The 15,274-nt window shown below is 39.7% G+C and carries 10 protein-coding genes and 1 pseudogene; 3 read left to right on the forward strand and 8 right to left on the reverse strand.

Annotation, left to right across the window (positions count from 1 at the left end; all coding sequences use genetic code 11):
* Positions 1-24: 24 nt before the first annotated feature.
* Positions 25-294, reverse strand: a complete 270-nt coding sequence (locus C1721_RS15360) for a zinc ribbon domain-containing protein (RefSeq protein ID WP_102409570.1) — start codon at positions 292-294, stop codon at positions 25-27.
* A 42-nt stretch (positions 295-336) separates the two neighbouring features.
* Positions 337-699, reverse strand: a pseudogene (locus C1721_RS15365) (pyridoxamine 5'-phosphate oxidase family protein); the annotation flags it as partial.
* A gap of 140 nt (positions 700-839) precedes the next feature.
* On the opposite strand from C1721_RS15365, the gene C1721_RS15370 reads away from it, so the two are divergent.
* Positions 840-2,573 (forward strand): SGNH/GDSL hydrolase family protein, encoded by a 1,734-nt coding sequence (locus C1721_RS15370; protein ID WP_102409059.1) that lies wholly within the window; start codon positions 840-842, stop codon positions 2,571-2,573.
* Here the strand turns inward: C1721_RS15370 and C1721_RS15375 are convergent.
* Both C1721_RS15375 and tsaD read right to left on the reverse strand, forming a co-directional pair.
* Positions 2,570-3,805: a CinA family nicotinamide mononucleotide deamidase-related protein gene (locus C1721_RS15375; protein WP_102409060.1), complete on the reverse strand. Its 1,236-nt coding sequence runs from the start codon at positions 3,803-3,805 to the stop codon at positions 2,570-2,572. The genes C1721_RS15370 and C1721_RS15375 overlap by 4 nt on opposite strands.
* Positions 3,806-3,825: 20 nt before the next feature.
* Positions 3,826-4,845, reverse strand: a complete 1,020-nt coding sequence (gene tsaD, locus C1721_RS15380) for a tRNA (adenosine(37)-N6)-threonylcarbamoyltransferase complex transferase subunit TsaD (RefSeq protein ID WP_102409061.1) — start codon at positions 4,843-4,845, stop codon at positions 3,826-3,828.
* A 109-nt stretch (positions 4,846-4,954) separates the two neighbouring features.
* Here tsaD and C1721_RS15385 point away from each other — a divergent pair, with 109 nt between their 5' ends.
* Positions 4,955-9,430 carry a translocation/assembly module TamB domain-containing protein gene (locus tag C1721_RS15385; RefSeq protein ID WP_420872739.1) on the forward strand — a complete coding sequence of 1,492 codons (4,476 nt, stop codon included), beginning with the start codon at positions 4,955-4,957 and terminating at the stop codon, positions 9,428-9,430.
* Here C1721_RS15385 and C1721_RS15390 read toward each other — a convergent pair.
* From C1721_RS15390 to C1721_RS15405, 4 genes are read right to left on the reverse strand one after another with little or no spacing between them, the layout of a single operon-like run.
* The gene (locus C1721_RS15390; protein WP_102409063.1) at positions 9,423-10,370 is read right to left on the reverse strand and encodes a tRNA-dihydrouridine synthase family protein; all 948 of its coding nucleotides are present in this window, start codon (positions 10,368-10,370) and stop codon (positions 9,423-9,425) included. The genes C1721_RS15385 and C1721_RS15390 overlap by 8 nt on opposite strands.
* Positions 10,370-11,035, reverse strand: a complete 666-nt coding sequence (gene lipB, locus C1721_RS15395; protein WP_102409064.1) for a lipoyl(octanoyl) transferase LipB — start codon at positions 11,033-11,035, stop codon at positions 10,370-10,372. Before lipB ends, C1721_RS15390 begins: the two co-directional genes overlap by 1 nt.
* Positions 11,008-11,775 (reverse strand): monofunctional biosynthetic peptidoglycan transglycosylase, encoded by a 768-nt coding sequence (gene mtgA / locus C1721_RS15400; RefSeq protein WP_102409065.1) that lies wholly within the window; start codon positions 11,773-11,775, stop codon positions 11,008-11,010. The genes lipB and mtgA overlap by 28 nt, the downstream gene beginning before the upstream one ends.
* 15 nt (positions 11,776-11,790) lie before the next feature.
* Positions 11,791-13,281, reverse strand: a complete 1,491-nt coding sequence (locus C1721_RS15405) for a xylulokinase (protein ID WP_102409066.1) — start codon at positions 13,279-13,281, stop codon at positions 11,791-11,793.
* A gap of 163 nt (positions 13,282-13,444) precedes the next feature.
* On the opposite strand from C1721_RS15405, the gene C1721_RS15410 reads away from it, so the two are divergent.
* Positions 13,445-15,265, forward strand: a complete 1,821-nt coding sequence (locus C1721_RS15410) for a TrkH family potassium uptake protein (protein WP_102409067.1) — start codon at positions 13,445-13,447, stop codon at positions 15,263-15,265.
* Positions 15,266-15,274: the final 9 nt, after the last annotated feature.

The raw sequence follows: 15,274 nt of genomic DNA on the forward strand, positions 1-15,274 counted from the left end.
AATATTGACGTCTTAATCAGTTGTTTACTTCTTCCACCGTTTGAGTTTTGGGAAAAACTCTTTCATCTGTGCAATCGCTTCTTCTTTCGAGAATTGAGTATTACAGGCTCCGTTAAACTCGTCAAGATATTTAACGCAATGTTCAATCATCCCGTCCATTGTACAATCCTGAGTAAATCCTCCATCCTTGTAGCAATAACAACAATACTCCTGATTTACCGAACCGTCTTTGTTTGTTCCGAATAATTCAGATGTTTGCATTGGCATACCACAACTCTGGCAGAAAAGATTCATATATTTCCCGTCTTTTACAAATACATTATCAATCCAATAAGTGGCAGATTTCGGAGTAAACTTCAGCACGCAATATTCAGGATCATTCACACCTCCCGGAAAATGTTCCAGCATCCAGTCTCCCCAAAGAGATTGTTTCAGCGCTTCGTCAGTTACAATTTCCACATCACCAGTGTAAACAATACTATTTCCACCCTCTACAATGGACATTCCGGCTTTCGGATTAGCTCTGAAGTGGGCTGTCTTTGCCGAACTAGTTCCGGTAGATACATAAATATCTCCTTTCTCATCCTTGATTTTTACCATTGCAACCGGACGCGGGTAACCATTCTCATCAATAGATGCCAATGTGATAATTTGTGCATTGGTTACTATTGCAGCAGCTTTTTCCTGTATTGATTCCATTTTCTATTATTTTAATTATACGCAAATCTAATCATAACTTCTTATAGTTGAAAAGTATCTGTTGATATTTTTTCGCAGTTATTAATTTCTTATCTTTGCCCTTATTCAGAAACAAATGTTCTATTTTATCTATCACACACATGAGACCACTCTATCTATTACTATTTTGCTTCACATTTTCTCTGGCAAATGCACAATGGCGCTGGTATAATCCGCAGAAAACAGATATTCCGGTTATTCAGAATCAAGGCTGGACAAATGAAATAGGAAAAACATATGTAAGACTTCCCAACCGGGCTGAACAAGCCGTCAGACCGATAGTATGGGAACTGTCGCGCAACTCGTCGGGCCTCTCCATTCATTTCTACAGTAATGCACCCCGGATAAAAGTCCGCTACACGGTAAGCGGTCCGTTAAACATGCCTCACATGCCATCTACCGGTGTATCAGGTGTAGATATGTATTGTAAAGACGAAAACGGGAAAAGCCATTTCTGTTACGGCGGATATTCTTTCGGCGACACAATCCAGTATTTTTACAATATCACAGAAAAGAGTCCGCTTCATTCCCATGGATATGAGTATAGTTTGTATCTTCCACTGTATAACAGTGTACAATGGATGGAAATAGGTGTACCCGATAGCTACGAATTGACGTTCATTCCTGTTTTTCAGGAGAAACCTATTGTTCTGTACGGAACATCCGTTTCCCAGGGGGCATGCGCCTCACGTCCGGCAATGGCGTGGAGTACCATCATGCAGCGATCTCTGGAATACCCATTGATTAATCTGGGCTTTTCGGGCAATGGACGTCTTGAACAAGGTGTTTTGCAATTCATTACCGAAATAGATGCCCGTCTCTATATTCTGGATTGCCTGCCCAATATATATGGAAAAACAGAACCGGAAATAATCCGGTTGGTATGTGATGCCGTACATCAGATACGAGAAACAAGAAATACCCCTATCCTGTTAATCGATCATGCAGGATGTAGTAATGCAGACACAGACAGTAGCATGTTTAATGCTTATACGCAAAAAAACATAAGCCAGCACAAAGCATTTGATCAACTGATAAAGGAAGGCGTAAAAGACATTTTTTATCTTTCGCATGACGAACTCGATCTGCCAGCCGATGGATGGGTAGATTATGTACATCCCTCCGATTATGGAATGGAAGCACAAAGTCGCGCCATTGAAAAGAAAGTACGTGAAATATTAAAACTACCTGTTGGCAAGTTATCTACCACTACGCCCGTAACCCAACGCAGAGAGCCGCACAATTACGAATGGCAGGCACGCCATCAGGATATTCTGGCTTTAAGCCAAAAAGAAACACCCAAAGCCGTTATATTAGGAAATTCAATTACCCATTTTTGGGGAGGAGAGCCTATCGGGCCACGCCGGAACGGCACAGATAGCTGGAACAAAGTGATGCGGAAAGAAGGTTTTCACAATATGGGATTTGGTTTCGACCGTATCGAGAATGTTCTTTGGCGTGTCTACCACGACGAATTAAACGGCTTCGAAACCGAAAAGATTGTATTAATGATAGGAACCAACAACGTGGACATAAACAGCGACAATGATATTATCGAAGGCCTTCGTTTTCTCCTGTCGGCCATTCGCGAACGCCAACCAAAGGCTACTATCAAAGTTGTAGGCATTCTCCCGCGAAAGGATCGCGAAGCACGGATCAAACAACTTAACGAACAAATTAATAAAATGGTCGATAAAGAAAGCTGTATTTATATTGATGCCGGTGTAGCTCTTCTTGGAAAAGATGGCAAAATAGACGAATCCCTATTCAGCGACGGGGTACACCCAAATGAAGAAGGATACCGGCTCATTGCGCCGGCCATCGCTTCATTTTAAAGTAGATTCAGCAACATCAACAGTGCAGTGTTGGCAGAACGTTGGATATTTTGTTCGCGAATAGCCCCGAAATGATAACATTCCGACACCACTTTATCCTTATAAGCGGCTGCAATCCAAACTGTACCTACAGGCTTATCAGGCGTCCCTCCCCCGGGTCCGGCAATGCCTGATGTAGCAACCGCACAGTCACAACCTAAAACCCGAATAGCTCCCATAGCCATCTGTTCCACAACAGGCTGGCTCACTGCTCCATATTGCTTCAAATCATCTTCGGAGACTCCGAGTACATTATGTTTTACCTCATTACAATAAGACACCACACTGCCTGAAAAATATTCAGAGCTACCGGCCACAGAGGTAATCATTCCTGCAATACGTCCTCCGGTACAACTTTCGGCCGTTCCCATCATTAAATGCAAAGAGCGTAACTTCTCCCCTATCAATTCTTCCAACGGTTTGTCTTCTTCCACCAGAATACTTCCTTCCAATAAGGCATGCAATTTGTTTTTCTGTTCGGATATAACCTGTTCCGCATCTTCTTCTGCGGATGCGTAAACTGAAAGACGAAGACGGATAATTCCGGGTTGAGGAAGATAGGCCAGTTTAACAAATGAAGGTAATGCATTTTCAAAATCGGTCAGTTTAATTGCCAGAGCCGATTCCGAGTAGCCGGTCACCCAACAAGTCTGATGCTTGATAAACAGATCCCGGCGATACTTATTTTTCAAACGGGGAATAACTTCATTCGTCATCAACCATTTCATCTCATAAGGAACACCCGGCATGGAAACCAGTACCCTGCCATCCCTTTCAAACCAGGTACATGGAGCCGTACCTGCCTGATTCTGGATTACGGTACATTTATCAGGAACCATTGCCTGGCTACGGGTAAGTTCATTCATTGTACGCCCTGTCCGGCAAAAAATGCTCTCTATATTTTTATACACTTCGTCCGAAAAATACATATCGCTATCAAAGTATTTGCAAAGCGTCTTCTTGGTAATATCATCTTTAGTAGGGCCGATACCGCCGGTAACAAGTACAATCTGTGCCCTGTGCATGGCAGCATCAAAAGCATCCAGCATGTCTTGCTCTTCATCCCCAACCGTAGTGCGCCATACAACATGGAAGCCTTCATCACCCAATTTCCGGCCCATCCAGGCCGAATTCGTATCAATCACCTGGCCAATAAGCAACTCGTCGCCTATTGTTATTATTTCTACATTCATATCGCTTTATTTCTTTATTATCAGATAACAACGCGCGAGAACGGAGCGGCATCCATCGGGCAGAAATCTTTATCCAGATATTTATAATATCCTGTAATAGCAACCATTGCCGCATTATCAGTAGTAAATGCGAATTTAGGGATATGTACTTTCCATCCGTATCGTTCGGCATGATCTAAAAAAGCATCCCGAAGCCCGGAGTTGGCCGATACACCTCCGGCAACTGCAACTTCCTTAATATTCAAATCTTTCGCCGCTTTTCTCAATTTATCCATCAGTATGTCTATAACCGTGGCTTGCAAAGAGGCGCATAAGTCTTTCTTATTCTTTTCAATGAAATCCGGATCTTCTTTCAAGCAATCGCGCAATGTATAAAGGAAAGAGGTCTTCAATCCGCTAAAACTATAATCATATCCGGGAATATGAGGTTTGCTGAAACGGAAGGCTTTCGGATTTCCTTCGTTCGCCAAACGGTTTACTACAGGACCACCGGGATAGCCCAGCCCCATCACTTTGGCACATTTATCGAATGCCTCACCGGCAGCGTCATCTATCGTCTGCCCTATTACTTCCATATCATTATAGGCTTTCACTTTAATGATTTGAGAATTCCCTCCCGAAACTAACAGGCAAAGAAAAGGAAAAGAAGGTGCGTGATCGTCTTCCGGCGTTTCTTTGATAAAATGAGCCAGTACATGCGCTTGCAAATGGTTAATTTCTATCATCGGAATATCCAGCGAGGCAGCCAGTCCTTTAGCAAAAGAAGTTCCTACCAGCAAAGACCCCATCAAACCCGGTCCACGGGTAAAAGCAATCGCACTTAATTCAGACTTATCAATGCCCGCGCGCTTTATAGCTTCTGCAACAACCGGAATAATGTTTTGCTGATGCGCCCGGGAAGCCAGTTCCGGAACAACACCGCCGTATGCTTCATGTACGGCCTGGCTGGCTATTACATTAGACAGCATCACGCCGTCGCGGATAACAGAAGAGGAAGTATCATCGCAAGAAGATTCTATCCCCAATATAGTCACACTCATATATTCTTCTTTTTTTCTGCAAATTAACGAAATCTATCGCGATATTATTGTAGTTTTGTGCTTAAAATATAGTAAAGATATCAGAGGGCTAAAATACATAATCATATTCCTGCTTACCTCGTTCTGGATATTCTACGCTCTACCGACTATCTTGGTGAATGTTCCTTATATTCAAAAGAAGATATCGACAACGGCAACAAATGAATTATCCTCACGTCTAGGCGTTCCGGTAAAGATTGGGAAGGTAGACATCGAATGGTTTAACCGTTTGGTGCTGGAAGGCTTGTACCTGGAAGACCAGAATGGGAAAGTAATGTTCGAAGCCAACCACGTAGCAGCAGGCTTTGAGGTATTGCCTTTACTAAAGGGCCGTTTCGTATTTACCACAGTCCGGCTCTTCGGCTTCTCGGTAAACTTATCCAAACAAACGCCAAACGATAAACTGAATCTGCAATTCGTTATCGACGCCTTCGCAAACAAGGATACGATAAAGAAAGACAAGAACATTGATTTACGTTTCAACTCCATATTAATCAAACGGGGAAACTTCAGCTACAATGTAGGCAGCGAAAGTATGACTACGGGGAAATTCAATCCGAAACACGTTAACATCAGCAATCTGAGTGCCAAGATTTCTCTAAAAGCATTTAATAAAGACAGCTTGAATGCCAACATTAAGAAAATGAGTTTTGACGAGGCTTCCGGATTTTCCCTTAACAAGTTATCATTAAACATAGTAGGGAATCAAGACAGTGCTTTTATCAACAATTTTGAGGTACAGCTTCCGCAGACCGATCTAAAGATAGACCGTGCGATCATCAACCTGACGGAAGTAGACAGTATCTCACAACTGTTGAACAATGCTCCGGTCAATCTAAACATTGCTCCTTCTCAAATATGCCTGAAAGATTTATCCCCTTTTGTTCCTGCATTCAGTAATTTCATGGAAACAATCGAGCTTTCGGCAGAAGCATCCGGCTATATAAACAATATAGACCTGAAACGTTTGACACTGAAATACAGTGACAAAATGTTGTTTGTAGGTAAGATGGACTTGAAGAATATAGCCCATCCGGAAGAGGCTTACGTGTTCGGACAAGTAAATAAAATGTACATCACCACCGAAGGATTATCCGGTTTGGTAAACAACTTCAACAAGCAACCGGTAGAACTCCCCGCTCCTATTACCCGTTTAGGTACAATCAATTTTACGGGAGAAATATCCGGATTCTTCGATAACCTGGTAGCCTTTGGCAAACTGTCTTCTTCCATCGGTTCTATACAAACGGATATGATTTTCGGAAGTAACAAGGAAAAAAATATCGCGGCTTACCTGAAAGGGCACATAGCCTCATCCGACCTTCATATTCATGAGCTTTTCAATGAAGATAATCCGTATGGCAACGCCCGTTTCGATATTAACCTGGACGCTAGCCGTCCGATAAACGGTAATTTCTCAGGTACTATACATGCGAATATCGGCGAGCTGGATTATAAGAAATACAAATATGAGAATATACAGCTGTCCGGTAAGTTTAAAAAGAATGGGTTCAATGGAACTTTGCAAATAGACGATCCTAACGGAGTGCTTTATGCAGAAGGTATATTTCAACATCAAGGAAAGAACTCAATCTTTAATTTCACTGCCGACCTGCAACATTTCCGCCCTCAAAGTCTGAACCTTACTGATAAATACGAAGCACCGGAAATATCCGTATCCCTGAATGCGGACTTTACAGGGGATAATATCGACAATATAGAAGGAAGCGTTACTGTTAATGATTTGTCATTCAAAACCACCCCCAACAGTTTCTTCCTGAAAAAGCTGGAAGTTGCCGCTTCCGGATACTCCGAAGACCGCCACCTGACCATTCAATCCGATATATTGAACGGAGAGATTACAGGAGCTTATTCCTTTAAAACAATTGTACCCAGCTTCATGAATACATTTAAAGGATATGTTCCAGCACTGATCAACGTAACGCAAAAAGAGCAAAAGGTACAGGAAAACAATTTTTCATTGCTTCTTTCCCTCGAGAACACAGAGGCACTATCCCAAACGTTGAAACTACCTTTTACCGTACAAACACCCGGCCGGATTACCGGACATTATAATAACATCTATAACCGGTTTCGTATAGAAGCTTATTTGCCGAAATTCAAAATGGGCAAGTCTATGTTTGAATCCGGTTACTTTACCTGTGAAAATCCGGAAGATAAAATCAAGATGGAGTTGAGAGCCATCAACTATAATGCCAAAGGTTTACGCAATTACCTTCATCTGAAAGCCGACGCCAAAGAGAACCGCCTTAATACATTTATCGGGTGGGCGAATAATAAACAACGTTTATTTAAAGCGGATTTGTCAGCCTCCACCCTTTTTGTTGAGGAAGAAAACGAGAAAGGTCCAGCAACATTGCGGACAGAGATAGCTATTAATTCAAGCCCTCTAATCATTGCCGACTCATTATGGAATATAGCTCCTGCCAACGTTATGATCCGGAATGGTAAAATAGGTATAGAAGATATTCACATCTCACATGCCGACCAATATATTCATCTGAACGGTCTCGTCTCCAAAGAACCTCTTGATACTTTAAATCTGGATTTAAGACAAATAGAACTTAGCTATATATTCGATATTTTAAATATTCCGGTTTTACAATTCGGAGGAAAAGCAACCGGCAAGTTTAATATCAACGATGTGTATGGCAGCCGTATGCTGAATACGGATTTGGAGATACAGGATTTTTCATTTAATCAGGTTAAACTGGGGCGTCTTAATTTGTTCAGTGAATGGGATGACATGCAAAAAGGTATTCTTATGCTAGGAAGTATTTATAAGAATGACAGTACCTGGACAGACGTAAACGGATATATCTACCCTGTCGGCCCTAATGCAGGCCTGTCCCTTTATTTCGATGCCAATGATATAAATGTAGCATTCTTACATCCTTTTGTGGATAAAGTAATAAAAAATCTTCAAGGCCGTGCATTCGGTAATATACATTTACATGGTCCTTTCAAGGCCTTAACGGTAGAAGGAGACGCTTTCGTTCAGGATGGCGGCTTAGGTATCGAGTTTTTAGACACCTATTATACGTTTTCCGATTCTGTTCATTTGGATTCAGCATCGGTCAATCTGCGGAATATTACAGTACACGATAAATTCAACAATTCCAGTAAGGTGAATCTGAAATTTAACCATAAACATTTCCATGATTTCGACTTCCTTGTCAATGTACAAGCTAATAATATGTTGATGTATGACGCGTCTGAAAAGCATAATCCGATGATATACGGAACAGTATTCGGCAGTGGGTCTGCAACAATCAAGGGAAATGACAAGTTGATAAATTTTGACATCAACATGCAAAGCGAGCCTAAAACGTCAGTATTCTTAAACTTCATGAATAATAATTCCGCGGCTGATTACGACTTTATTTCTTTTGTAGACAAAAAGAAGATTACCCGGAACTCTACAGCATTATCTACGGATTCGATAAAAGAAGTTTCTCCCTTTACGGAAAATGAAGGCGCTGAACTCCGCATGAATTTTCTATTGGATATTACTCCTGATGCCAATATTGAATTAATCATGGACCCTATTGCCGGAGACCGCATAAAAGGTAATGCCAACGGAAGCCTGCAAATCCAGTATGGTACAAAATCAGACTTGCGCATGTACGGAGGCGTAAATATCATTAGCGGTAATTATAATTTCAGCCTCCAGCAAATTATACATAAAGACTTCAAGATACGTGAAGGAAGCAGTATAGACTTTCGCGGTGATCCGTTCAATGCCAATATGAATATCAATGCAATATACAATTTAACGGCCAACCTTTCAGACTTGGACCAAAGCTTAGTAATAGAAAGCCCTCGTCCCAGTGTTCCTGTAAACTGTGTGCTTAAATTAGACGGTATGTTGCGCAGCCCTACTATTTCTTTTGACTTGGAGCTGCCCGGGTCTAATCAGGAACTGGAACGTCAGATGAGGAGTTTTATCGATACGGAAGATATGATGACAAGGCAAATTGTCTATTTATTGGTTCTAAACAAGTTCTATACACCGGATTATTCTACAACAGCTTACCGTTCCAATGAATTAAACGCGGTTGCCTCTTCTGCCATTTCATCGCAGCTATCCAGTATACTGAACAGCTTTACAGATAAAGTACAGATCGGAGCGAATATACGTGCCGGTCAAGACGGATTTAGTGACAGAAGCACAGAAATGGAAATGTTATTAAGTAGTCAATTATTGGATAACCGTTTGTTGATTAACGGAAACTTTGGTTATAAGAACAGTTATTATAATAATCAGAAAAACGTCTTTATCGGCGAGTTCGACCTGGAATATAAACTGACTAAGAACGGAGACATACGCCTGAAAGCTTATAATCATGCGAATGATATGTACCAATATCTCAAACAGTCACTTACAACTCAAGGAGTAGGTATCATGTTTAAGAAAGATTTTACGCGTCCTTCCGAGATATTCAGACGTAAAAGATATACTTTACCATCCGTACCAAAAGATTCAACAATTGTAACTCCTTCTGTGAAAGATTCTATTAAATAAAAGGATAAGCCTGGAATAAATCAGTGACAGCCTGCGTATAGGACGCTAAATTATTGCTTTTTATTACTTTCTTTCGTAATTTCTTGTCGGCCTCCGGTAATAAATAATCCCAACAAGTCTTCAACTTATCCAGAATTTGGTGCTCCCCTCCTTCCAAACGGGATTGATACCCTTCCAATAACAAAGAATGGAATGTCACTAATTTATCTTTCTTTTCTATATCAGTAAGGTTTTTTCCTTCTATATATTCCGCAGCCAACCAGGGATGGGCAAGTAAGCCTCGTCCAACCATAACGCCTTTTAACAGAGGGAAACGGGTTAATAGCGTCTGAATATCTTTCTTATTCTCAATATCACCATTATAGAAAAGCGGGTGTTTGCATAAATGATAGAAAGCAGTAAACCCGTCCATATCGACCTTTCCTTTATATTGCCGGATTCCTAACCGGGGATGCAATGTTATATGTTCTAACGGAAGTTGATTTAATAAAGGTATCAATTCTATAGCGTCATCTACTCTTTCCCATCCCAGACGAAGTTTTATGGAAAACCGCATATCGGGGAATTCAGAAATAACGTCCAGTAAGGTAGTTACTTCTTTCTTAAAGGGTAAAATACCGGCACCTCTATGCTGGCGAACCTGCATAGGAAAAGGACAACCCAAATTAATGTCGGCCCTTCTATAGCCTTTTTCATAAAACAAAGTGGCGATTGTCCTAAACTCTTCCGGCACAGAAGCTATTAATTGGGGAACTACTTTGCTTAAAGAAAAATCGGAAACGGCTATATCACGCAATTCTTTATTCCGGAATGCACCTTTCTCCAAGCGCACAAAAGGTGTATAATAGGTTTCAACTCCACCAAACACACGGGCGTGAGTTTCACGATATACCGTATCCGTATATCCTTGTAACGGAGCAAAATGAATTTCATATTCCATCAAGCGAACAATTCTCTAAAGATTGAAAGAAGACGAGATTTAGCTAATTCAAAATCCTGTTGAATACCTAGCTCTTTTTCTAAAGAGGTAACGCCCTTGTCTTTAAAACCACAAGGATTAATCAAAGAAAAATAGTTTAAATCGGTATTTATATTTAATGCAAAACCATGCATCGTAACAAAGCGGCTACTTTTTACACCAATCGCACATATCTTACGGGCCTTACCTGGAATATCCGGTTGTATCCACACTCCGGTAGCGCCGTCCAATCTCTCTCCTTTAATGCCATAAACAGCCAAAAAACGTATTATTACTTCTTCTAAACGTCCGATATATTGTTTAAGTCCCAGATTCCAATATTCAAGATCAAACACAGGATAACCGGTTATTTGACCGTAACCGTGATAAGTTATATCTCCACCTCTGTTTGTATGATAAAAAGAGATTCCACGTTGCCGTAAAAGCTCGTCCGAGACAAGCAAGTTTGAGTCTTTTCCACTTTTCCCGATAGTAAGCACGGGGGCATGTTCACAAAAGAATAATTGATTTTCTTCCGTCCTCCCCTCTTTCTTTGCTACTATTAATGATTCAAATACCGATATTTGACGTTTTAACGCATCAGCATAATTAATACGCCCTAAATTATGGTAGATAAAGCTCTCCATTTCTTTCTCTTTTTTACTTTTCCTGAATCTTTATTCTGTTCCTCAATCCCATATCCCATTTCTATTTTGAGCAATTTACCCATTAAAGAGATAATCTTAGCTTGCCTTTTGAGCATATAAGGAGAAGGTTTTCCAGAGTTAAACTTACGTGGATTAGGTAAAGACGCGGCAATCAAAGCCGCCTCATCTTGCGTAAGCTTAGATGCTTTTTTATGAAAATGAGCTTCCGCCACAGCTTCTGCGCCATAAATTCCATCACCCATTTCAATAGAGTTCAGATAAACTTCCATAATCCGCTCCTTTCCCCATATCCATTCTATCAACAACGTAAAGTAAGCTTCTATGCCTTTCCGGATGTAAGTTTTACCGGGCCATAAAAAGACATTCTTTGCCGTTTGTTGCGAAATGGTACTTGCTCCACGTACTCGTTTTCCCTTTTCAGCATCCACTCTGGCCTTTTGTATCTGCTCCATATCAAAACCATGATGATCAAGGAATAGATTATCCTCAGAAGCAACGACTGCTTGCACTAAAGGTTGAGCTATTTCCGATAAAGGGACCCATTTATGCTCCAGTTTCATTTTCTTCCCATCATGGAACTGTTCATATAAACGAATAAACATCAACGGAGTATAATATACCGGAATATACTTATATGCAACAACAGCCAATATACTGGATAAAAACAGAAATATCAGTATATTCCTACACCAGATTAATATTCGCTTTATTATACACATATTACCGATTTCGTATTAAACAGCCATTTCTCTTAATAAATGATCTTTCCAAATATCAAAAGCACCGCAATATTTATCGGCCATCAATCCATCCGGTTCTATTACATTAATCTTTTTCAATGAAGCAAATGCTTCTTCTGCCGATTTATAAATACCTGCTCCAATACCTGCTCCCTTAGCAGCGCCGGCAGCGCCGTTTGTATCATATAGCTCAATAACCGTACCGGTCACTCCTGCCAAAGCATCCCGGAAAATAGGACTTAGGAACATATTTGTATTACTGGCACGAATAATCTGAATATCAATACCCATCTCATTCATAATATCCATACCATATTTAAATGAAAAAACAATACCTTCCTGCGCTGCCCGGGCAATATGCGCCTTATTGTGTATATTAAAGTTCAATCCATGCATGGAACAATGAATTTGCTTATTATGTAACATTCGTTCCGAGCCATTTCCAAAAGGAAGAATAGAAAGTCCCTCAGAACCAATAGGTACTGTTGCTGCCAATTCGTTTAACTCATAATAATTAATTCCTTCCGGTGCCACATTTCGCTTTACCCAGGAATTAAGTATTCCCACACCATTTATACATAACAAAACACCCAGATGTATATTATCTACCGAATGATTAACATGAGCAAACGTGTTCACACATGAAGAGGTATCATAACGAACTTTGCCATTCACCCCATACACAACACCGGATGTTCCGGCGGTTGCTGCAATCTCTCCCGGATTTAATACATTTAATGACAAAGCATTATTTATTTGATCACCTGCCCGATAAGTTACGGGAGTGCCTTTCTTTAATCCTAATTCTGACGCAACGGATGCTAACAACTCACCCTGTAAACCAAAGGTAGGACATATATCGGGTATCAAGTCTTTGCCAAACCCATAATAGTTCATCAAATCTTCCGATAATGTATTCTCGGCAAAATCCCAAAAGATCCCTTCCGACAAGCCCGATATAGTAGTTACAATATTGCCCGTCATACGCATGGCAATAAAGTCTCCCGGTAACATTATCTTATAAATTGAATTGTACAATTGCGGTTCATATTCTTTTACCCATGCAAGCTTAGAAGCGGTAAAGTTTCCGGGTGAATTAAGAAGATGCGAAAAACATTGTTTTTCCCCTATGTTCAACAGTGCCCGTTCACCGTATGATACAGCACGGCTGTCACACCATATAATAGAAGGACGTAAAACTTCCATTTTCTTATCTACAACAACCAGTCCGTGCATCTGATAAGAAATGCCTATCGCTTTTATATCCGTGCCACTTACAGGTGCTTTTTCCAAAGCACCTTTTATCGCTATTTTTAAATAAGTCCACCAATCATCCGGATTTTGTTCGGCCCATCCCGGTTGCAAAGCTTTTATAGGCGCTTCTTCTTTAGGATAAAAATCAGAAGCAATGGTTAATCCACTATCTTCATCAACAATAGACACTTTCACTGAAGAACTGGCAATATCACACCCTAATAAACACATTTCAATACTATATTAATTCTTAATTAAATTCGAACATTCTCTGCATTGTGTTTTTTTGATTCAGGCATAAGAAGTATGCAAATATAAACAATTCTCAACATTATTCATGTTATAGTGGTTTTATTAATACTTTTGCTATCTATATACAAAAGAAGATCAATTTATGGATATAAAAGAGCTATATTTCTCTTTTCGAATATATTGGACGAAAACAAGGGGTATTATTAACGGGTTAGCGGAAGCCCTCATTCTACTGGCATCAATCGCCTCTTTCTTTGTTCTGATATATCAATTCGGTTTCGTGCAAACTCCTGAAACAGCCAAACTTCTTTACACGACACGAATATCTATATTAATGGCTTTCTTTACCGGTATCACCCTCAGGTATATTCTTCGTTTTAAGGACGTAATACAAGAGAAATTGTTATATCTGGATATAAGCATTTATTTCCTTTTGTTTGCTGTATTATCCGCTAAAATATTTTTTAAAGAATCAATTAGCCAATCTTTGCCTTATTTGTCGTTTATGACAAGTCCGATATTTGTATATATCTTACTTATTTTATTAAGTACAATACATTTATCCAGGCAAATTTTTACATTAATGCAAAGTCATATAAAACCGTCTTTGTTATTTCTTTTAAGTTTTGTGTTCGTTGTATTGGTTGGAGCCGGATTATTGATGCTACCTAATGCCACAAACCATGGCATCAACTTTATAGATGCTTTATTTACTTCTACCACCTCCGTCTGCGTAACAGGACTTACAACAGTTAACATAGGAACCACTTTCACCCGAACCGGGCTAATTATCATAATGTTACTAATACAAATAGGAGGTATAGGAGTAATGACCTTCACTAGTTTCTTCGCTCTATCTTTTATGGGAAAATCATCATTCATCAGTAAAATGATGCTTAAAGATATGTTGAACGAAGAACGTATAAGTGGTTTATTCCAAGTAATCATTAACATATTATTTGTTACTCTATTTATAGAATGTATAGGAGCTTATTTTATTTATCTGGATATCAGAGGTTCTATTCCTGGAGGATTCAAACAAGAAATATTCTTCTCTGTCTTCCATGCAATATCAGCTTTCTGTAATGCAGGCATTTCAACTCTTCCTGATAATTTATATGATCCACTGGTTGTTCATAAATATAACTTTCATTTTTGGATAGCTATATTAATTGTTTTCGGAGGATTAGGATTCCCTATTGTCTTTAATTACTTAAAACTGCTACACCATTTATTACTCAATGGCATAAAGATGTTGCTAGGACAGCAAAAACATTACATTCATACTCCACGTATTATCAATATCCATACTTATATCGTTGTAATCTCTACATTGATATTATTAGTAGCGGGGACTTGTCTTTATCTCCTTTTTGAAACGGACAATACTTTACACGGATTACCTTGGAAAGGGAAAATAGCAGATGCCTTCTTAGGAGCTGTTACACCTAGAACAGCAGGTTTCAATGTTGCAGATATGACAAAATTGGCCTCTCCCACTCTTATGTTGACTCTTATTTTAATGGTAATTGGCGCAGGCCCTATGTCTACAGCAGGCGGATTAAAAGTAACCACTATATTTGTTGCATTAGTAACTGCATATAATACAGCCAGGGGAAAAGAAAAAGTAGAAGTACGAAAACGAGAAATAGCGCCTTATGCTATAAGACGTGCATTTGCCATCATTGTGCTTTACTTTATTTATTTAAGTATTGCCGTCTGGATTTTATCGTATACGGAAAAAGGGATTCCTTTATATACATTATTATTTGAAGTTACTTCTGCATTAAGTACCGTTGGGCTCAGTCTCGATTTCACACCTTCGCTCACTGACATTGGAAAGATAATCATTATCTGCACGATGCTCATTGGGCGTATTGGCGTATTCACCTTCTTTGTAAGTTTCTGCAAAGAATACACCAAGAAGAATTATACATATCCACAAGAAAATATACTCATGTAATTAAAATAT

It is taken from the genome of Parabacteroides bouchesdurhonensis (genome assembly GCF_900186615.1).
GTDB classification, from domain to species: Bacteria; Bacteroidota; Bacteroidia; order Bacteroidales; family Tannerellaceae; genus Parabacteroides; species Parabacteroides bouchesdurhonensis.